Here is a 19,461-nt window from a genome sequence, read left to right as displayed (position 1 = left end):
ATGTCACTCATCCATGGCGGAGTGCGGTTCGTTCCGACCCGCGCTGGAATCATCAATCTGTGGGACTACCGCGACCAAGAATACTGCTTCGCCGACGGCAGGCTGGTACTGCGCGGACCCAACGGTTCCGGTAAGACCAAGGCACTCGAGGTGCTGTTCCCATTCGTGCTCGACGGCCGCATCGAACCGCGCAGGCTCAACCCGTTCGCGGGTGAAGAGCGCACCATGAAGTCGAACCTGCTGTATCGCAAGCAGGAATCCGCGTATTCGTACGTGTGGATGGAGTTCGCGCGCGGTAAATGGGACGATCCCGAGGTCGTCACCATCGGCATCGGTATGCGTGCCACCCGGTCTTCGGACAAGGTGGCGCGCTGGTATTTCGTCGCCGACGGTCGTGCGGGCGTCGACTTCTCCCTGATCGGACCCGACGATCGGCCGCTGACGCGCAAGCAGTTGGCCGAGCAGATCGGCACCGATGCCATCGTCGATCGACCAGTCGAGTACCGCAACGCGATCGATGCGCGCATGTTCGGTCTCGGCAGCCAGCGCTACGACCAGCTGATCAATCTCATTCTCACGCTGCGCCGGCCTCAGCTCGCGAAAAACCTCGATCCGCGCGGACTTTCGCAGGCACTCACCGATGGTCTGCGCCCGCTCGACGACCAGCTGATCCTGGACGCGGCGCGTTCGTTCAGCGATATGGAGGAGGTCGGGCGCACTCTGGAGGGTCTGGTCCACGCCGATACCGCCACCAGGTCTTTCGTCGGGGTATACCGCAAATACCTTGCGGTACAGGCGAAGACCGACGTCGATCAGGTGCGGACCCGCCTCGACGCGGTGACACACGCCAGCACCGCCCTATTCGCCGCTATCGCATTGCGAGAACGTCGCGAGGGTGAACGCACCGCCGCCGAGGCATGCGCCGACGATGCCGACCGCGCCTATGAACAGGCGCTCTCGGACCGGGAAACCCTGCAGCGCTCCAGCGCCTACGAGGGCAAACAGCAACTCGACGATCTCGCCGACGCGGTCCGCGGCCTGGAAACCTCGGCGGCTGTGCACCAGGACAAGGCGCTCGAGGCCCGGCAAACCCTCGCTCAACGCGGTGCGGAGGCCGAGCGCGTCAAGGCGGCCGTGCGGAACGCCGCGACCGCGCTGGCCCGCGGCGAGGACGAATTGCGTCTCGCCGCCGAAGAGGCGGGCATCACCTGGGCAGGATCAACCGATCAGGCCCGTGGCGATCAACTGACCGCAGCGGTTCGCGGACATGCCGAGGAGCGCGACGCCGACGTCCGCGCGGTCCGTAACGCGCTGGGTCTGCTGGATTCCGCTACGGCCGAACGGAATCGGGCCGAACAACTCGCCGACCGTGCCAGGGCGTTGCGCGAATCGGCCGCCGCCGAGGTCTCGGCCGCCGAGGCGGCCGTTGTGCTCGCGCGCACCGAAGCCGGTGGCGCATTGCGCACTTGGTGGGGTGCGCACCGAGACGTGTACTCCCCCATTCGAAAAGGCCTGTTCGAGGCGCTCGACGCCGCATTGGCCACCGCGGGTTCCGACGAGGTCGCCGGTGTTACCGAGGTTTTGGCCGAACGCGCCGAACCGCTGCTCGAGGATATCCGCACCCGCCGTCAGGAAGCCCGCGCTACCGCCACACTGGCCGGTGACCGGCTCGCCGAACTCCATGCCGAACGTGACGAGGTCGCGGCCCAGCGCGACGAAGCCCCACCGGTTTCGGCCGCACGTGCGCGGAACGCGGCAGGCCGTGCGGGTGCGCCGCTGTGGCGGCTGGTCCGGTTCGCCGATTCCGTGACACCGGCGCAGGCTGCGGGCATCGAGGCCGCCCTGCACGCCGCGGACCTGCTCGACAGTTGGGTCTGCGTGCAATCCGAGCGGCCGGAATACGCTTCCGACCAGTTCCTGGTTCCGTTGCCACCCGATGCGCGGCCCTCCGGTCGAACATTGGCCGATGTCCTTGTCATAGAGGATGATTCGGCCGACCTGGAGGTGCCGAAGCACATCGTCGCGGATGTGCTCGCCTCCATTTCCCTATACGACGAAGATGCCGAATTCGGCACCGGGGTCGCGGTCAGCACCACCGGTGGATTCCGCCAAGGCGTCCAGATCGGCCGCCACCACAAACCCGATGCCGAATTCATCGGCGCCACCGCCCGCGCCAAGCGCCGGGAAATCCGGCTCGCCGAGTTGGCGGGCTCTATCTCGGCCGCCGAACAGGCACAGCGGCAGGCCCGCGCCGACGAGGACGCGGCGAGCACCGAACTCGCGCGAATCTCCGCCGCCGCCAAGGCATTGCCGCGCCCCTCTGCCATCACCGCCGCCCTGCGCGCGGTTTCGGAAGCCGCGGGCATGATGCGTTCGCGCTCCGAGGCGGTCACCCAGGCTGAACGCGATCTCGACCAGGCGGTCGCCGAGGCGGCCGCTGTAGAGAAGAAGCTGCGTTCAGTCGCCCAGGCACATCGCACGCCGCGCGGCGCCCGCGAGATCGATGCGCTCGCCGCCGCCATCCGGCATTTCGAGAACACCGGGACCGGTCTGCTGCGCCTGCGCGCCGACCATGAACGAGAGCGCGAACGCGAACGTGAGGGTTCGGACCGCTTCGACGAGGCCCGCGATCTGGCCGAGGCCTTCGCCGAGGAGGCCGAGGCCGCCAATGCGGGTTACCAGGAGCAGTTGCGCAAACTCGAAACCCTGCGTGCGGCGCTCGGCGCGGGTGCCGCCGATATCGATCGCGAACTCGACCAGGCGCGCGCGAAGATCGAGGTGAGCAGGGCCGAGCAGAAGGCCGCCCGCAGGGCGGCCAATACGGCGATCGAGGCGGTCGGTGATGCGGAGGCGGCCTACCGCACCGCACACGAATCGCTCGGCACCGCGCTCATCGAGGTCCTGGCCGATGTGAAAGCCCTCGCGCCCTACGCCCAACCAGATCTGCTGACCTTGCTCGGCGCACCCGCGGACAGCCGCTGGCCGAGCAGCGAGGCCGCATGGTCGACCCCCGAACAACTGCTCTACCGCATTTCGGCGGCCGGACCGCGGGCCGAACCCCAGGTGCTGCCGGACGGGGTAGCCGAACTCTTCGACAACCTCACCGCCGCAACGTCTTCCGTGCGGGCGGGCGAGACCGCGCGCAAATCCACCCGCAGCGCGGTGACCTCGGCACTGCAGGAATTCGATGCCGCGCTGGCCGGATCCGGCCGCGACTACCGGCTGCAATGGGATGCCGCGGACGGCCTGACCGTCGTCCAGGTACAGGACGACAACGGGATGTCGGCCCTCGCGGATTTCGCCACCCGCATCGACGCCGCCCGCCGCGATCAGGAATTGCTGCTCACCGACGCCGAACGCCGGATCCTCGAGGACGCGCTGCTCACCGGTCTGGCCCAGCAGATCTACGAACGCACCAGCGATGCGCGCGATCTCATCGCCCGCATGGGTGCGGAGATGAAGCAACGCCGCATGTCCTCGGGCAATACCATCGGCGTGCACTGGGTGCTCGCCGATTCGCTCTCGGATACCGCCCGCGCGATGTGCAAACTGTTGGATCGCGACGCATCCGCCCTTGTCGCCGACGATCTGGCGGCCATCCGAGCCCACTTCGCCGCCGAGATCCGGGCCGCGCGTGCCGCGCATCCGGAACGTTCCTACCCCGAAATCCTGGGCGCGACCCTCGATTACCGAACCTGGCGGGTGTTCTCCTTCACCCTGATTTCCGCCGACGGCAGCGAGGACAGACTGACCGTGGCCAAGCACAGTGCGCTATCCGGTGGTGAGCAGTCGGTCGCGCTGCATCTGCCACTGTTCGCGGCCGCGCATGTCATGCTCGATTCGGCCGATCCGCAGGCGCCGCGACTGCTCGCGCTGGACGAGGCGTTCGCCGGTGTCGACGATAACGGCCGCAGCGAATTGCTGGGCCTGAGTGTGCAATTCGACCTCGACCTGTTCATGACCGGTTACGACCTGTGGATCACTTATCCGCACGTCCCCGGCTGCGCGCATTATGATCTCGCGCATTCGGCCGCCGAGAACACCGTCAGCGCAACGCTGCTGGTGTGGGACAGCGGCGATCTGCTGGCCGAACACGACGGGACCGATCTCACCGCCGCGCTCGGCTCGCCCAACCGCCGCCGCGTCCCGAATTCCATCGAGGGCGGGCTGGCGCTGGACAATATGCCGGGCACCCCGGCCCCGGTCGGCTGAATCGCGAACGGATAGACAGTGTCTTCGAGCGATCGCCGACCTCTTCCCACTCTCGGTCCGCTACTCCGGCACATCACTGATCGTGTAGGTCTCGGTCGTTCTAGGCGGTAGCCTCGCCCCGCTCATCGCGACCGCACTGTGGAGCGCGGGCTCCACCTCGGCAGCGGTGGCCTGCTACACCGTCGCCGTCTGTGCGCTGAGCACGATCAGCACGGCAGTACTGATCCGGGCGCTGCCGAATCGGGCAGCCGAGGTGCAGCCTCCGCTCGCGTATCGGTCGCCTGACCGGCTACAGCCCGAAAGAGCCGCTCACCCACGGCGGGAGCGGGATCGACGGCAGCACCGGGAGGACGGGCAGGATCGGCGATGTCGGAGCCAGGGCGGCACCCCCCTCGCTCGCATCCGCACGCAGCGCCGGGCAGGCTCCGCCCGGGGCGGTGGCGAGTTCGAAATGCCACCATTCGTTCTGATAAATCCGGCACAGGCCCCAGCGATTCCCTTTCGCCTCCAACCACTGCGCCCCGGCCTGTGGCCCCACATCGATCGCCCGGCCCTGCACATGCGTCGACTCGTTCGGCGGTAGCACCCACCGCCGCGCCGCATCGGGGCTGCCGTAGGTCCGCACTCCCTCGTCCCACAGCGCCTGCTGCTCGGCGGGTGTGCGGTAGCCAGAGTTGATGTACAGCGCGACCCCTTCGGCGTGCGCTTGGTTCTCGGCCTGCGTGTACGCCGCGGCGAGCCCCGGCTCCAGCCCCTCGGTCCCGCTGGCATTACCGGCCACCTGCTCGACCGGCGCGGCCGTGGCGGTGGGCATGGACAACCCGGCCGCGACGATCACCGGGAGCATTGCGGCGGGTATACCCAGCAGGGTCCAGGCACGAGGCGTCAGCGACATGCCAGCGATAGTAACGGCCACACGGCGGCGGACCGCGCATCTATTGCCCCACGGCCCACAGGCTGCCCCCGATCGGTATCAGCAACATACCGGCGAACATTAGGACATCACCTTGTCCGAACGGACGTCATTCACATAGCTTTCCACATACACACAGCACAATAAATCCCCAATGTCCGAAACATCCTGTGCCACGCCCGATTTGTCACAGCGGAAATCCCCTTGTCCACAATCTATTCCAGTGTTGTGGAGCACGATCAACAATCCTCAGCAACTCTTGGGAAACGCAACCCATTGCACCGCAGACCTTTCCGCCGCGACACCGTAGACGCCGACAAATAAGGGGTGGCTATTGCACACAAGCAACAACTGTGCGCAATAGCCACCCGCTATGTGTGGTGTCAATCGGCTAGGTATCAGGGGCGCACACAGTCCGAACCGCGGATCGCTTCGGCCGCTTCACGATTGCGGTCGATGCGCTCGATGATCTCCGGACCGTGCGCCCGCGCGTAGGCGATGGCGATCTCGATCTTGCGGGACTGCAGATCCGATTGCCGACTCAGGACAGCGATGCGGCGTTCCACCGGACCGTCCAGTTCCTGTAGGCGCGCAACGACTTCCCACACCTCCGGCCCCGCGGCCAAGGCCGCGCGGCGGTCGGAGATGGGACCACGGAAAACGATTCCGGGGTGATCGAGCTGATCGAAACCCTCCCGGATCAGGCGGTGGAGCAGCACAGTCGAACTGGTTCCCTCACGAGCGGCGCGTTCGGCCAACCGACGGCTGGCGGATTCCGAGATACGAAATGACGTACTCAATTGCCCTCCTCGATCTCCATCGACACCAGTGCAGCGATATACCCCCCGATTCAAGAGTGCCTTGCTTCGGCGGATCGCCACCCCGGCGAACGGGGTGACATCGCAGTGTCCGGACAAGCGCCCTGATGGCTGCCATTTCGAGCGACCCTCGAGCAGTCGCCAGCGACCGAGCGGCCGGTTCGGGAAACCGTTCAGACGCGTTCCTCCGAACGGGTGCGCACCCGCAACGCAATCGGCTTCTGCGTCTCCGCGAAGAAGTCGTTGCCCTTGTCGTCCACGACGATGAACGCCGGAAAATCTTCGACCTCGATCTTCCAGACCGCTTCCATACCCAGCTCCGGATACTCCAGAACTTCTACGGATTTGATGCAGTCCAACGCAAGTCGCGCCGCGGGCCCGCCGATGGAACCGAGATAGAAACCGCCGTGTTCCTTACACGCCTTGGTCACCTGTGCCGAGCGATTGCCCTTGGCCAGCATGACGAACGACCCGCCCGCAGCCTGGAACTGATCGACGTAGGAGTCCATCCGGCCCGCGGTGGTCGGACCGAACGAACCGGAAGCGTAACCTTCGGGCGTCTTCGCCGGACCCGCGTAGTACACGGCCATCTCGCGCAGGTATTCCGGCATCGGCTCGCCCGCGTCGAGGCGTTCTTTGATCTTGGCGTGCGCGATATCGCGCGCGACTACCAGCGGACCGGTCAGCGAAAGCCGGGTCTTCACCGGATATTTCGACAGTTCTGCGCGGATCTGCGACATCGGCCGGTTCAGATCGACCTCGACCACATCACCGCCCAGGATGGAGTCGGTCTGCTCGGGCAGGTAGTGCGCGGGTTCGCGTTCGAGCTGCTCCAGGAACACACCCTCCGGCGTGATCTTGGCCAGCGCCTGCCGGTCGGCCGAGCAGGACACCGCGATGGCGACCGGGCAGCTCGCGCCATGCCGGGGCAGGCGCACCACGCGCACGTCGTGACAGAAGTACTTACCGCCGAACTGCGCGCCGATACCGAAGGACTGGGTGAGCTCGAAGACCTGTTCCTCCAGTTCCAGATCCCGGAAGGCATGTGCCGCGAGCGACCCCTCGGTGGGCAGGGTGTCCAGATAGTGCGCGGATGCGTACTTCGCCGTCTTCAGCGCGAATTCCGCGCTGGTACCACCGATTACGACCGCGAGATGGTAGGGCGGGCAGGCGGCAGTGCCGAGCGAGCGGATCTTCTCGTCCAGGAACTCCAGCATGCGCGTGGGATTCAGCACGGCCTTGGTCTCCTGGTACAGGAACGACTTGTTCGCCGAACCGCCCCCCTTGGCCATGAACAGGAACTTGTAGGACGGATGCGCGGGATCGCCCGCCGTGGAGTACAACTCGATCTGGGCGGGCAGATTAGTGCCGGTGTTCTTCTCGTCCCACATGGTGATGGGCGCGAGCTGGGAGTAGCGCAGATTCAACTTGGTGTAGGCGTCGAATACGCCACGGCTGATCCATTCGGCGTCGTCGACGCCGGTAAGCACGCCCTCGGACTTCTTACCCATGACGATTGCGGTGCCGGTGTCCTGGCACATGGGCAGGATGCCGCCGGCGGAAATGTTGACGTTCTTGAGCAGATCCAGCGCGACGAAGCGGTCGTTGCCGCTGGCCTCCGGATCATCGATGATCCGGCGCAGCTGCGATAGATGCGCGGGCCGCAGGTAGTGGCTGATGTCGTGCATCGCCTCGGCGGTCAGCAGCCGCAACGCCTCGGGTTCGACCTGCAGGAAGGTGCGGCCATTGTGTTCGAAGGTACTGACGCCCTCGGTGGTGATCAACCGGTATGGGGTGTCGTCGGCGCCGATCGGCAGCAGATCTGAATAGCGGAAATCCGGCGCGGTCACGGACACACTCCTTATTCGGTCTCAGGGCTGACCCACAGCCGAGGCCTTGGGAAGGTCTTCGGCAGGCTGGTCACGAGCAGATGGAGCGTATCCAGTAATAGGAGGCCGATATTGCTTAGGCAACCCTCACTAATTGCCTACGGCCAAAAGGTTGCACGTTCAACCCCGCCAGTGCTACCTCTCAGATCTGGCAGTTGTCGCGCGACATCACGCGGCCGGACAATTCAATGACATGTCAGAGTTTGGAGCGCTCTCGTGACCGATCCCCACTGGCTCGATGACATCGAAATGCGCGCATGGGTGGGATATGTGCGCACCAGGGACCGCATCGCCGCCGCGGTCGGGCGCGACTCATCCCGCGAGTCGAACCTCACCTACGTCGAATACGCGGTGCTGGCCTACCTGGCGGAGGCACCGGATCACCGACTCACCTTCGCCGATCTCGCCGCCAAACTCGAATGGTCGCAGAGCAGGCTGTCCCATCAGATCACCCGCATGGAGAAGCGCGCGCTGGTCGCCAGGGAACCGATTCCGGACGACGCCCGCCGCACCGCCGCGCGACTCACCCCGCGCGGCGCCGACGTGCTGGCCACGGCCGCGCCCGCACATGTTCAGAGCGTGCGCAAACATATGGTCGACGTGCTCGATCGCCAGCAATTGGCCGCCCTCGCCGATATCTACGACACGCTGCTCACCCATCATCGAAGCGCCGCCGCCACCGAATAGTCCGTCGGGTCAAGCCGACTGCACGGCCGGGTCCGGCACTCCCAATGCCCGCTCGAACCCCTCGGGTACCACCAGATCGCTCCGATCGAGATCGCCGACGCTGGTCTTGCGCAGTCCGAGCAGCGCCGAATCAATACCGCCACGCAGAATGTCGAGCACATTCTCGACACCGGCCTGCCCGTTCGCGGCGAGGCCCCACAAGTAGGCCCGCCCGATCATGACCGCGCGAGCGCCCAGCGCTACCGCCTTGACCACATCGCTACCGCGCCGGATGCCACCATCGAGCACGACCTCCAACTGCGACCCGACCGCATCGACTACCACGGGCAATGCCCGAATCGCGGCCGGCGTGCCGTCCAGATTGTTGCCGCCGTGGTTGGACACCGAAATCGCCGCGATACCGGCATCGACCGCCCGCAGCGCATCGTCGACCCGCATCACGCCTTTGAGCATGACCGGTCCGTCCCACTGTTCGCAGATCCAGGCCACGTCCGCCCAATCCGGTGCGGGGGTACCCATCCACTCCCCGTAGGCGCCGAAGAATCCGGGCGCGGGACCGCCGCCGACGGCCATATTCGGTGCGGTGAGATCCGGAAGGTGGCCGCCGCGAGCATAAGTCGCGAGCCAGCGCGGCCGCACCAGGGTCTGCGGCGCGAATTTCAGCATGGTTGTGAAATCCAGCTTCTCCGGGATCACCGGGCTGCCCCAGTCGCGCCCGTGCGAGAAGGACCAGTCCAGGGTCAGGATCAGACCGACCGCACCCGCCGCCTTGGCACGCGACATCCGTTGCACGATGTCATCTTTCGAACCACACCAGTACAACTGGAACAATGTCGCCGGATTGGCTGCGATGACCTCCTCGATGGGCTTGCTCGCGAAGGAACTGAGCCCCATCGCGATCCCGCGTGCCGCCGCCGCCCGCGCCACGGCCACCTCACCCTCCGGATGCACCGCTTGCACACCGGTCGGCGAGATCAGCACCGGCATCGAAAGCTGCTGGCCCAGTACAGACGTCGACTGGTCACGATCGCCGATCGGACCCGCGCAGTGCGGTGCGAAGCCGAGTTCGGTGAAGGCCTGCTGATTTTCGTCGATGGTCTGACCGCGCTCGGATCCGGCGACCAGTGCGCCGTACACCGATTTCGGCAGCCGCTTCTTCGCCCGCCGCTGCGCCTCGGCGACGGTTTCGAACCAGGGGTTCACGAGAGGAGTCCTTTCGGGGCGGGCACCGGCCACCACAGCCGGATCTGTTCATACAGGTCAGCGGTCAGTTGGTGGAGCAATACGGCGCCCTCGTCGGCATTCGCGCCGGTCGGGTCGCCGAGGACCCCGTTGCCACTCACAGCACGCACTCCCCCGGAGCGCAGCAGCGGCAGGATCTCGCCGAGCGGCCTGGTATCGCCCGCGACGGCGAGTTCGGTACGCACCGCATCCGGCCGCAGCGCCAGCTGCATCGAAGTCTCGGCACGGCCCGCATGCGGATCACCTGGATAGTGCGGGGTGCTCACCCGCACGTCCCGGGATTCGGTGCGCAGCAACGCCTCAGCCCTGCGCAGCGGTTCCAGATTGCCGCCGTGCCCGTTGACGAGCACGATGCGGTCGAAAGTATCGGTGGCCGAACGGCACAACTCCACGATCAGTAACTCCAGCGCGACCTGCCCGATCGACAGCGTGCCCGCGAAACCCGCGTGCTCGCCGCTGGCTCCGTACGGAATCGCCGGTGCGACGAGCACATCCGATCGTAGCTCGGCCAACCCCGCGCACAATGCCAGCGCGATATCGGTGTCGGTGGACAGCGGCAGATGTGGTCCGTGCTGTTCGGTCGCCCCCACGGGCACGGCAAGGATCGTGCCCGTAGTCGCGCGCGCCTCGGTCTCCGGCCAGGTCAGTCGCGCGGCCACGGTGTGTTCTGCGACACTGTCCAGCATGCCGCGAGATTATCGTCAGTCACTGACATAATCAAGGTCCAACGATATGCGCCCATAATCAACAGCCGTGACAGATGCCAAGGTGCGGGGCCGTCCACGCGGCACAACCCAGCGCGAACTCGAATTGATCGCCATGCGACTGTTCACCGAACAGGGCTTCGACGAAACCACCGTCGAGCAGATCGCCGCGGCCGCGGGCATCAGCGGCCGCACCTTCTTCCGTTACTTCCCCACCAAGGCGGAGGTGCTCTGGTACCAGTTCGACGCCGAGGTCGCGGCGCTGCGCGCGGCTTTCGCCACCGTGCCCGACGAGGTCCCGATGATGACCGCCGTGCGCCGAGTTGTGGTGAACGCCAACCGATATCGCGCCGAAGATGTGCCGGAACTGCGCGTACGAATGCAGCTCGTCGGCGGCATTCCGGCACTGGCCGCCACCGCAGGTGCGCATTACGACGCCTGGGAACGGGCCGTGAGCGCCTTCGCCGCACGCCGGCTCGAGGTACCGGAGGACAGCCTGCTCGCGCTCGCGGTCGGCCGAACGACTCTGGCCGCCGCGCGCGCCGCCTTCGATGCCTGGCTCAACCGCGCCGACGCCGACCTGACGGTCTACCTCGACGAAGCGCTCGCGGCCCTGGCACGTGGATTCGCGCCGCCCGGCGAGGATCCGGATCTACCATCGAGCTAACCGCAGGTTTCATCGGCGAGCGGGATGGGGTATGACTAGGCTCGGTATCGGTGCGCAGCCGAACGTATGACATTCCCGACAATCCCGTCGAAAGGGGCTGGAGTTTCCATGTCCGAGGTGTCCATGAGCCTTTCGGCGGATTCCCTGCCCGTAGGACCGGTCGACAACCTGCTTCCGCAGCTGGTCGAACACCTGCGGCAGAACCGAACCGGGCTGCGTGAAGAGTGGGCAAGGCGCATTACCGAGGCCCAGCTGCTCACCGCGATGACGCCGGAGGAAATCTTCTCCGAGGCGACGTCGATGTACGACAACTACGTCGAGGTACTCGTCACCGGTAGCGTCGAGGCGCTGCAGGCCTACGCACGGGATCTGTCCGAGCGCATCATTCCGAGAGGAGTCGATACCGACGAGGTGCTCGGTATCGTCCTGTTGCTCCGTGATGTGCTGGCCCGCTCGCTATTCGAAAAGTACCAGGCCGATTTCGAACTGCTGAATGCCGTTCTCGACGCCTACGAACCGGCCGCCAACCGCATCGCGAGCACCGTGGCCATCTCATTCGTGCAGGAGCGCGAGCGCGTCATCCGCCAGCAGCAGGAAGCCATCCGCGAGCTGTCCACGCCGGTACTGCAGGTACGCGAGCAGCTTCTGATCCTGCCGATCATCGGCGTACTCGACAGCCAGCGCGCTCGCCAGCTCACCGAGCAGCTGCTGCGCGCCATCCGGGCCAACCGTGCGAAGGTGGTCGTCATCGACATCACCGGTGTGCCCGCGATCGACTCCACAGTGGCCAACCACCTGGTGCAAACCGTCGACGCATCCGGTCTGATGGGTGCCAATGTGATCATCACCGGCCTATCCTCCGAGATCGCCCTCACCTTGGTGACCATCGGCCTGGACCTGTCCAAGATGAACGCGGTCGGCGACCTTCAGGGTGGTATCGAAGAGGCCGAACGCTTACTGGGCTATGAGGTCACCCGAATGACGGACCGGCAACTCACCGAACGCGATGGGCGCTGATCGGGCCCACCTATGCCGGTTCCAATCCTCAAGCAGGGCACGTACCTCATCGCGTCGGTCCAGTCAGCCTTGACCGACGCGGATACCGAACGTCTCCAGGACGACCTGATGAAGCAGGTCAGCAAGTACCGGGCGCACGGGATCATTGTGGACGTCACCGCTATCGATGTGATGGATTCGTTCGCGGCCAGATCGCTGCGCACGATCGCGCACATGACCCAACTCCGCGGTGCCGAAACGGTCATCGTCGGATTACAGCCGGAAGTCGCGTTCGCCATGGTGCAACTAGGCCTCACCTTCGAGGACATGCACACCGCCCTCGACCTGGAAGAGGGCTTGGCGTGGTTGAACCGCAAGACTCCGGCCCGCCGCCAGCGAGATGGTCGTGACAGTGGCCGCTGAGAACTTGGTGATCGCGGTCAGGGTGTCGGGTGACATCGTGACCGCACGTCAAGCCGGACGGGAGCTGGCAGCCAAGCTCGGTTTTTCTCTGACAGATATGACCATGATCTCGACGGCGATCTCCGAGATCGCCCGCAACATAACCAGTTATGCGGGCAGTGGGGAAATACGTCTACTGGTCGATGATCGGGAGGGGCGCCAAGCTCTGGTCGTCCAGGCCGAGGACCAGGGGCCCGGCATCCGCGATATCGCCCGCGCACTCGACGACGGGTACTCCACCGGCCGTGGTCTCGGACTCGGCCTGCCCGGCGCGCGCCGGCTGATGGACCGGCTGACCGTCGAATCCGGACCCGGTCGCGGCACGTTGGTGGAGATGTGGAAGTGGGTACCCAACGGTGCATGAGGACGGGATCATCGGCCGAATCGAATGGGCGGTGGCCGGCCGTGCACTACCCGGTCAGCGGGTCTCCGGTGATCGCGGCGTGGTCCTCGACGCGGGCGGCGGCGCGGTGCTCTTCGCCGTCCTCGACGGACTCGGCCACGGTGCGGCGGCCGCCGACGCCGCCGATCGCGCAGCGCAGGTGCTCTCGGAGAACCGCGCCGAACCACTGGACGTCCTGATGGTGCTGTGTCATCGGGCCATGGCCGATACCCGCGGTGCGGCAGTGTCTTTGGCGCTGTTCGAGGCATCCGATACGGTGCATTGGCTCGGCGTCGGCAATGTCGATTCCCGGATTCTGGCCGCAGGTCCGGTCGGGCTCGTCATGCGCGCGACGGTCCTGATGACCGGTGGCATCGTCGGCTATCGGCTACCCCAGAACCTACAGGTGCAGACCGTTCCGGTGCGGCCGGGTGATCTGCTGCTGATGTCGACCGACGGCATCGTCACCGAAGCCGCCGACAGCGGCATAGATCCGTCCAAATCCACCGCCGAGATCACCGCCCAAATCCTTGCCACACATGCCAAGGCCACCGACGACGCATTGGTGCTCGCGGCCCGGCATCGGGGCGGCGTATTGGAGGCATCAGCGTGAGCGGCGGACTGCAATGAGCGAGCGGAGCGAGCGAACCATCGGCGCAGCCGCCACCGCGGTCGTAGCGGAGCCGAGCGCCGGCGAGGCCGAGACATGAGCGCGGCGCTGGCCGCATTTCTCGACGCCTACGCGGATGCGCTACGGCGGCACCTGAACTCACCGTCGCAGGCTGGTCTCGGGGAGGGTTACGAACTCGGCCGCCGCGCCCTCGTCGAGGGCATCAGCCTGCTCGATCTCACCGAACACCATTATCGGGTAGTCCAGGCCACGAATTCGGACGTCGCGAACGCGGACGAATCCGCCGAACACGCCGAGACCGCACTGGAATTCCTGCTGCAGACGCTCGCCGCCCTGGACATCGCCACCCGCGGCTATATCGACGGCACCCGCCGCGCCGAACAACAGCGTTCGCGCATCGACGATCTCGCCGGGCGCGACGCCTTCCGCGCCGCCCTGGTGGAATCGCTGCAGGACGGCTTCTTCGTAGCCGACGCGCACGGCGCGATCATCGAGGTCAACTCCGCTTTCGGCGCGCTGACCGGTTACGGCGCATCCGAACTTCCGTTCCCGCTGCCGCATCCGTGGTCGACACCGGACGGTCCGGGCTATCCCGATGTCGGTAGCGAGGCACGGCGTTTCGTGCTTCCGGTCAGACATCGCGACGGCCGCACCGTCTGGCTCGCGGTGAGTACCAGCGCGATGGTCGAACCGGAGAAGTACGAGCAGATCTTCGTCGGCACCATCCGCGATGTCACCGCCGAACACGATGCGCAGGCCCGCGATCAGGCCGCGTCGCGGCTGGCCACCGCGGTCGGCGCGGCGACCAGTGTCGTCGAGGTGCTCGCCGTCGGGCTGGACGAACTGCGCCGCACCGTCGGCGCGGAATCCGCGGTGGTGATGGTGTGGCCCAACCGCAATACCGGTCCGGAGACGTATGTCTCGGGCGCCGAGGGTGTTCCGGAGGGCTCGGCGGTCGACGCCCGTGCGCGGGCGCTACTGGATCGGGCCCGGCGCCGGCCGGCACGCAGCTTGTTCGCGATTCCGGAGGGCGCTGAAAGCTCCGAGGGCATCGTCGCCCCGCTCGGTGAGACGGGGGATGCGTCATTGTGGCTGCGCTTCGCCGCACCACGCGCCGTCAGCGCCGCCGACTGGACATTGTTCTCGCTGCTGATCGGACATCTGAGTTTGGCGGTGCAGCGGGCGCGCAACTTCGACCAAGCGCGCTCGACCTCGCTGACACTGCAGCGCGCCATGTTGGGTCCGATCGAACTGCCGCCGCGGTTCTCGGTGCACTACGAGCCCGCGCTGCCACCGCTGGAGATCGGCGGCGACTGGTATGACGTGGTGCCACTGCGCGACGGCACCATCGGCGTCGTGGTCGGCGACTGTGTCGGACGTGGTCTGTCCGCAGCCGTCGTGATGGGCCAATTGCGTACGGCCGCACGGGCTCTGCTGCTGCGCGGCGCGGGCCCGGCCCAGTTGCTCGCCGAACTCGACACCGTCGCGGGCCGGATTCCCGGCGCGATGTGCACGACGGTCTGCGCCGCCGTCCTCGATCCGGTACACGGGCTGGTCCGTTACAGCAGCGCCGGACATATGCCGCCGATTCTGGCCGACGTCGGTCAGCCGGGCCGACTGCTCGAGGGTGGGCGCGCGGTACCGCTGGCCACCTTCGATACGCCACGGCGTCCTGAAGCAACCACAGCGCTCACACCCGGTTCGACGCTGGTGCTGTTCACCGACGGACTGGTCGAACAGCGTGGTGTCGATATCGATGACAGTTTCGCCAAGATCTCGGCGGTGCTGGCGGATACGGCGGGCAAGCTGCCTCGCGAGGTCGCCGATGCCGTCCTGTCCCGACTCCGTCCGGCCGCCGGCTACGACGATGACGTCGCCATGGTCGTGTACCGGCAACCCCCGGCACCGCTGCGGCTCGAGATTCCGGCCAATCCGGATCAGCTCTCGGCTATGCGCAAGCGGCTCAAGGCCTGGTTCGCCGCCGCAGCGGTACCGCACGATCTCGCCTCCGACCTCATCGCCGCGGCGAACGAGGCCTGTAGCAACAGCATCGAACACGCCTACCGCAACGGCAGCGGGCCGGTCGCCCCCGCGATCAGCGCCACGGCCGAACCGCTCGGCCGGGCCACCAGCGCCGCAGCGGCCACCACCGATCCTGGACTCGTCGAACTGACCGCCGAATGTGACACCCAAAAGGTCGTCATATCGGTCGCCGACACCGGAACGTGGAAACCACGCTCCGCCGATCCGGGGCCGCGTGGACGCGGCATCGACATGATGCGGGCATTGACGGAAGAATTGGAGATAGACCACACCGGGCTGGGCACCCGCGTCCGCATGTCGGTAACCTTGCCCGCGATCAAATCCCCAGTAGCGAACCCACTTCGTGGCACGAACCGCCAGATTTCTGGATGAGGAATGCAGCGCGAAGGGCGGGTTCATGGCAGATTGTGATGATGTGACGAACAACTCCGGAGACGCGTATCCCCTGGCGGACACGATGACCACCACAGTCGAGGCACACGATGGCGCGACCGTGCTCACGGTTTCCGGCGAGGTCGATCTGGCGACCGCGCCAGCACTCGAGAACACCATCGAGGCTATCCTCACCGGTAAACCAGCGGCCCTGATCATCGACCTGACCGGTGTCAGCTTCCTCGCCTCGGCCGGAATGGCAACCCTGGTCGCGGCGCATCAGCGGGCGGGTGCCACGACGACCATCGTGGTTGTCGCGGACGGTCCGGCCACCAGTCGGCAGCTCAAGATGACGAGTCTGGATCAGGTGTTCGCACTGCGCACCACCCTGGCCGAGGCATTGGACGGGCTCCGGTAGGGGTCGGCCGCGCTTCGACCACAGCCCTACCTGACTGACTGCCCGACCACAATGGAGCGGGTCTTACCAGCCACGTGCGCGGCCCGTCTCGCGGCCGAGTGGTCGAAGCGCATGCGCCGCAGGCGCGGCAAATCAGGCACAGAGTTCGCGCAGTTGCTCGATCAACTTCACCCGCTCGGCCGGAGTCGCCGCCATCGGCACCACATTGAGCACCGTGACACCCGCCGCGCGGAATGCGGCGACCCGCTCCTTCACGAATCCGGCCGGTCCGACCAGCGAGATATCGCGTACCAGAGCGTCCGGGACCACCTTGGCGGCCTCTTCCTTCTTGCCGGCCAGGTACAGCTCCTGAATACGGTCCGCTTGCGCGCCGTACCCATACTTGGTGGCCAGCGTGTGGTAGAAGTTCTTACCCTTGGCGCCCATACCGCCGATGTAGAGCGCGAGATGGGGTTTCACGAATTCCAGTAGTGGCGTGACATTTTCGCCGATGGCCAGGGCGGGGCCGGCGTAGACGTCCAGCTCACCGAGGATCGGATCGCGCTTGGCCAGGCCGGCATCCAGTGATTCACCCCAGACCTGCTTGGCCTTCTCCGGTGCGAAGAAGATCGGCTGCCAGCCCTCGGCGACCTCCGCGGCCAGCTCCACATTCTTCGGGCCGAGCGCGGCCAGCAGTACCGGAATACGTTCGCGCACTGGGTGATTGATCAACTTCAGCGGTTTACCGAGGCCGGTGCCCCGATCGGCGGGCAGCGGAATCTGGTAGTACTTGCCCTGGTACTCCAGCCGCTCACGACGCCAGACCTTGCGGCAGATTTCCACCAGTTCCCGGGTGCGTCCAATGGGTGCGTCATAGGGGACGCCGTGGAAGCCTTCGATCACCTGCGGGCCCGAGGCGCCGAGGCCGAGTACGAATCGGCCGTCGGAGACGAAGTCCAGGCCGGCGGCGGTCATCGCGGTCAGGCTCGGCGTGCGGGTGTAGATCTGCAGGATGCCCGAGGCCAGCTGGAGCCGGGTGGTCTTGGCCGCCAAATACCCGAGCGCGCTCACCGCGTCGAACGAGTAGGCCTCCGGCACGAACACGATGTCGAGTCCGGCCCTTTCGAGGTCGGTCACCTCGGCGGCCGCCTCTTTGAAGCCGCCCGAGTAGTTGATACTCAATCCGATCCGCATAGCACTCAACATAACCGCAGTGCGCACCGGCCGCGCGCCGGCTACCCGGGCGCGGGCGGTAGCGTATGCGCCGTAGTTCATCACTGTCTTCGCAGGAAACGAAAGGCTATCCGCCGTGTCGCAGCCCGCCTTCGCTGAGGCCACCCTCGCGCAGTATTTGTCCGACCTGGCCGCGAAGGTACCCGCACCAGGTGGCGGCGCCGTCGCCGCGCTGCACGCCGCACAGGGCGCCGCGCTGGTCGCGATGGTCGCGCGCTACACGACCCGGGCCAAGGATGCCGAGCACCGGCCGGTCATCGACCGGATCATCGAGGCGGCCGATGCGGCACGCGAGCGTGCGCTGGCCCTCGCCGATGCCGACGCCGCGGCATTCACCGCCGTCGGCGCGGCCTATAAGTTGCCGAAGGATTCCCCGGAGCAGGCCGCCGCGCGCAACGATGCCGTTACCGCCGCGCTGCTCGAGGCGGCCCGGGTGCCCGCCGCGGTCGTCGACGAGGCCGATGAAGTGCTCTCACTCGCCGGCGAACTGCTGCCGATCGGCAATCCCAATGTGATCACCGATATCGGCGCCGCCGCCGATGCGGCACGGGCCGCAGCCACCAGTTCGCAGCTCAATATCGAGATCAATGCCGGCTCGCTCAGCGCCGAATACGGCGCCAAGTTCGCGAGTGTGCTGATCCGTATCGACGAGATCACCGCCCGTGCGGACGCACTGCACGCCGATGTTTTGCACGCCGTGCGCGGCTGAGTTCAACCGAACGGTCGGATCGTTTGTTCGGTTATCTGCCGGGTATGTCGCCCCTATACGGCAATGTGGACTTGGACGGCCGTTACAGAACCGGTACGTCGAGTTGATCATGAAGTCCTAGAATGGATTTCTGCGTCCCACACCAGCGTGAAGGGGTGGACAATGCGGAGCGCACTCACATACCTGTTCCTCGCGACCACTGTCGTCGCCTTGGCGGCGTTCGGATCCGGACCGGCGATCGCCACCACGATTATCGAACCCAGCGCCGACGCGGTGGCGACGATCTCCCCGTCGGCAGGCCGGGAGGTCGGCATCGCGGCACCTGTGACGATTCGATTCGCCAACCCGGTCGCCAACCGCGACCGCGCCGAACGACTGGTCGATATCCGCGCCACCGATCAACTGCCGGGCCACTTCTCCTGGGTGAGCGATCGCGAATTGACTTGGACACCAACGAGTTTCCTGCCCGCTCGGGCGCCGATCTCGGTGCAGGTCGGAAGTGCCCGCACGGAGTTCCGCACCAATGCGGGCGTGGTGGGCGACGCCGATATGTCGGCGCACACCTTCACCGTAAGTGTCGGCGGCGCGGTCGCGCGATCGATGCCGGCATCCATGGGCAAGCCGGGCTGGGAGACACCGACCGGCACCTTCCCGGTGCTGGAAAAGTTCCGTTCGGTCGTATTCGATTCGCGCACCATCGGAATCCCGCTGAGTTCGCCCGAGGGCTACCTCATCAATGGCGAGTACGCCGAACGCCTCACGTGGGGTGGCGTTTTCGTGCACTCCGCACCATGGTCGGTGGATTCGCAGGGCTATGCCAATGTCAGCCATGGCTGCATCAACCTGGCCCCCGATGACGCCGCCTGGTACTACGAAACCGTCGGCGTCGGCGATCCCGTCACCGTGCACTGGTGAGCCGTAAACAATCTGTTTTCCTGCACGACACCGCCCCCCAATTTCATCACGCGCAGCAAACCTGGCAGTATCCTGCCGAGGTTGTTACAACTGCGGGACACGTGATCGTATGACCTGATGAAGGTGGGGCGATGGATCGACCGGATATGACCTCGCGGGCGAATTCCAGCCCGCGGCCGGACGCTGCGC

Annotated in this window: 17 protein-coding genes; 11 read left to right on the top strand and 6 right to left on the bottom strand. The window is 66.2% G+C overall.

Annotated elements, in window-relative coordinates; genetic code table 11:
* On the top strand, positions 1-4,212 hold the full coding sequence (locus ACW2Q0_RS23800; RefSeq protein ID WP_457193115.1) for a TIGR02680 family protein: 4,212 nt from the start codon (positions 1-3) through the stop codon (positions 4,210-4,212).
* A 289-nt stretch (positions 4,213-4,501) separates the two neighbouring features.
* On the opposite strand, the gene ACW2Q0_RS23795 is transcribed toward ACW2Q0_RS23800, so the two are convergent.
* The 3 genes from ACW2Q0_RS23795 to ACW2Q0_RS23785 form a co-directional block, all read right to left on the bottom strand.
* Complete coding sequence (locus ACW2Q0_RS23795) at positions 4,502-5,107, bottom strand: M15 family metallopeptidase (protein WP_457193114.1); 606 nt, start codon at positions 5,105-5,107, stop codon at positions 4,502-4,504.
* 416 nt (positions 5,108-5,523) lie between these two features.
* Positions 5,524-5,925, bottom strand: coding sequence for a hypothetical protein (locus tag ACW2Q0_RS23790; RefSeq protein WP_457193113.1), 402 nt, complete (start codon positions 5,923-5,925; stop codon positions 5,524-5,526).
* A 191-nt stretch (positions 5,926-6,116) separates the two neighbouring features.
* The gene (locus ACW2Q0_RS23785) at positions 6,117-7,793 is read right to left on the bottom strand and encodes a fumarate hydratase (RefSeq protein WP_457193112.1); all 1,677 of its coding nucleotides are present in this window, start codon (positions 7,791-7,793) and stop codon (positions 6,117-6,119) included.
* Between the two features lie 255 nt (positions 7,794-8,048).
* On the opposite strand from ACW2Q0_RS23785, the gene ACW2Q0_RS23780 reads away from it, so the two are divergent.
* Positions 8,049-8,519, top strand: coding sequence for a MarR family winged helix-turn-helix transcriptional regulator (locus ACW2Q0_RS23780; protein WP_457193111.1), 471 nt, complete (start codon positions 8,049-8,051; stop codon positions 8,517-8,519).
* 9 nt (positions 8,520-8,528) lie between these two features.
* Here ACW2Q0_RS23780 and mftD read toward each other — a convergent pair whose 3' ends face one another.
* Both mftD and mftE read right to left on the bottom strand, forming a co-directional pair.
* Positions 8,529-9,722 carry a pre-mycofactocin synthase MftD gene (mftD, locus tag ACW2Q0_RS23775; RefSeq protein WP_457193110.1) on the bottom strand — a complete coding sequence of 398 codons (1,194 nt, stop codon included), beginning with the start codon at positions 9,720-9,722 and terminating at the stop codon, positions 8,529-8,531.
* Positions 9,719-10,447, bottom strand: coding sequence for a mycofactocin biosynthesis peptidyl-dipeptidase MftE (gene mftE, locus ACW2Q0_RS23770; RefSeq protein ID WP_457193109.1), 729 nt, complete (start codon positions 10,445-10,447; stop codon positions 9,719-9,721). The genes mftD and mftE overlap by 4 nt, the downstream gene beginning before the upstream one ends.
* A 67-nt stretch (positions 10,448-10,514) precedes the next feature.
* On the opposite strand from mftE, the gene mftR reads away from it, so the two are divergent.
* The 7 genes from mftR (at position 10,515) to ACW2Q0_RS23735 (ending at position 16,436) form a co-directional block, all read left to right on the top strand.
* Complete coding sequence (gene mftR, locus ACW2Q0_RS23765; RefSeq protein ID WP_457193108.1) at positions 10,515-11,132, top strand: mycofactocin system transcriptional regulator; 618 nt, start codon at positions 10,515-10,517, stop codon at positions 11,130-11,132.
* Positions 11,133-11,240: 108 nt separating this feature from the next.
* Entirely contained in the window at positions 11,241-12,149 is a 909-nt protein-coding gene (locus ACW2Q0_RS23760; protein WP_457193107.1) for an STAS domain-containing protein, read from the top strand.
* A 12-nt stretch (positions 12,150-12,161) separates the two neighbouring features.
* Positions 12,162-12,551 (top strand): STAS domain-containing protein, encoded by a 390-nt coding sequence (locus ACW2Q0_RS23755; RefSeq protein ID WP_159930623.1) that lies wholly within the window; start codon positions 12,162-12,164, stop codon positions 12,549-12,551.
* Positions 12,529-12,954, top strand: a complete 426-nt coding sequence (locus ACW2Q0_RS23750; protein WP_457193106.1) for an ATP-binding protein — start codon at positions 12,529-12,531, stop codon at positions 12,952-12,954. The genes ACW2Q0_RS23755 and ACW2Q0_RS23750 overlap by 23 nt, the downstream gene beginning before the upstream one ends.
* Positions 12,947-13,585: a SpoIIE family protein phosphatase gene (locus tag ACW2Q0_RS23745; RefSeq protein ID WP_457193105.1), complete on the top strand. Its 639-nt coding sequence runs from the start codon at positions 12,947-12,949 to the stop codon at positions 13,583-13,585. Before ACW2Q0_RS23750 ends, ACW2Q0_RS23745 begins: the two co-directional genes overlap by 8 nt.
* 93 nt (positions 13,586-13,678) lie before the next feature.
* A complete protein-coding gene (locus ACW2Q0_RS23740; protein WP_457193104.1) occupies positions 13,679-16,018 on the top strand; it encodes a SpoIIE family protein phosphatase in 2,340 nt (779 codons plus the stop codon).
* Between the two features lie 85 nt (positions 16,019-16,103).
* Positions 16,104-16,436 carry an STAS domain-containing protein gene (locus tag ACW2Q0_RS23735; RefSeq protein ID WP_457193150.1) on the top strand — a complete coding sequence of 111 codons (333 nt, stop codon included), beginning with the start codon at positions 16,104-16,106 and terminating at the stop codon, positions 16,434-16,436.
* Between the two features lie 132 nt (positions 16,437-16,568).
* On the opposite strand, the gene ACW2Q0_RS23730 is transcribed toward ACW2Q0_RS23735, so the two are convergent.
* Positions 16,569-17,609: an LLM class F420-dependent oxidoreductase gene (locus ACW2Q0_RS23730; RefSeq protein ID WP_457193103.1), complete on the bottom strand. Its 1,041-nt coding sequence runs from the start codon at positions 17,607-17,609 to the stop codon at positions 16,569-16,571.
* Between the two features lie 115 nt (positions 17,610-17,724).
* Between ACW2Q0_RS23730 and ACW2Q0_RS23725 the strand changes: the two genes are divergently transcribed.
* A complete protein-coding gene (locus ACW2Q0_RS23725) occupies positions 17,725-18,357 on the top strand; it encodes a cyclodeaminase/cyclohydrolase family protein (protein WP_457193102.1) in 633 nt (210 codons plus the stop codon).
* 162 nt (positions 18,358-18,519) lie between these two features.
* Positions 18,520-19,272, top strand: coding sequence for a L,D-transpeptidase (locus ACW2Q0_RS23720; RefSeq protein ID WP_457193101.1), 753 nt, complete (start codon positions 18,520-18,522; stop codon positions 19,270-19,272).
* Positions 19,273-19,461 lie beyond the last annotated feature (189 nt).

This window comes from Nocardia citri, assembly GCF_054065835.1.
The sequence above is the reverse complement of the archived record's forward strand: the minus strand, read 5'-3'. Positions and strand labels throughout refer to the sequence as shown.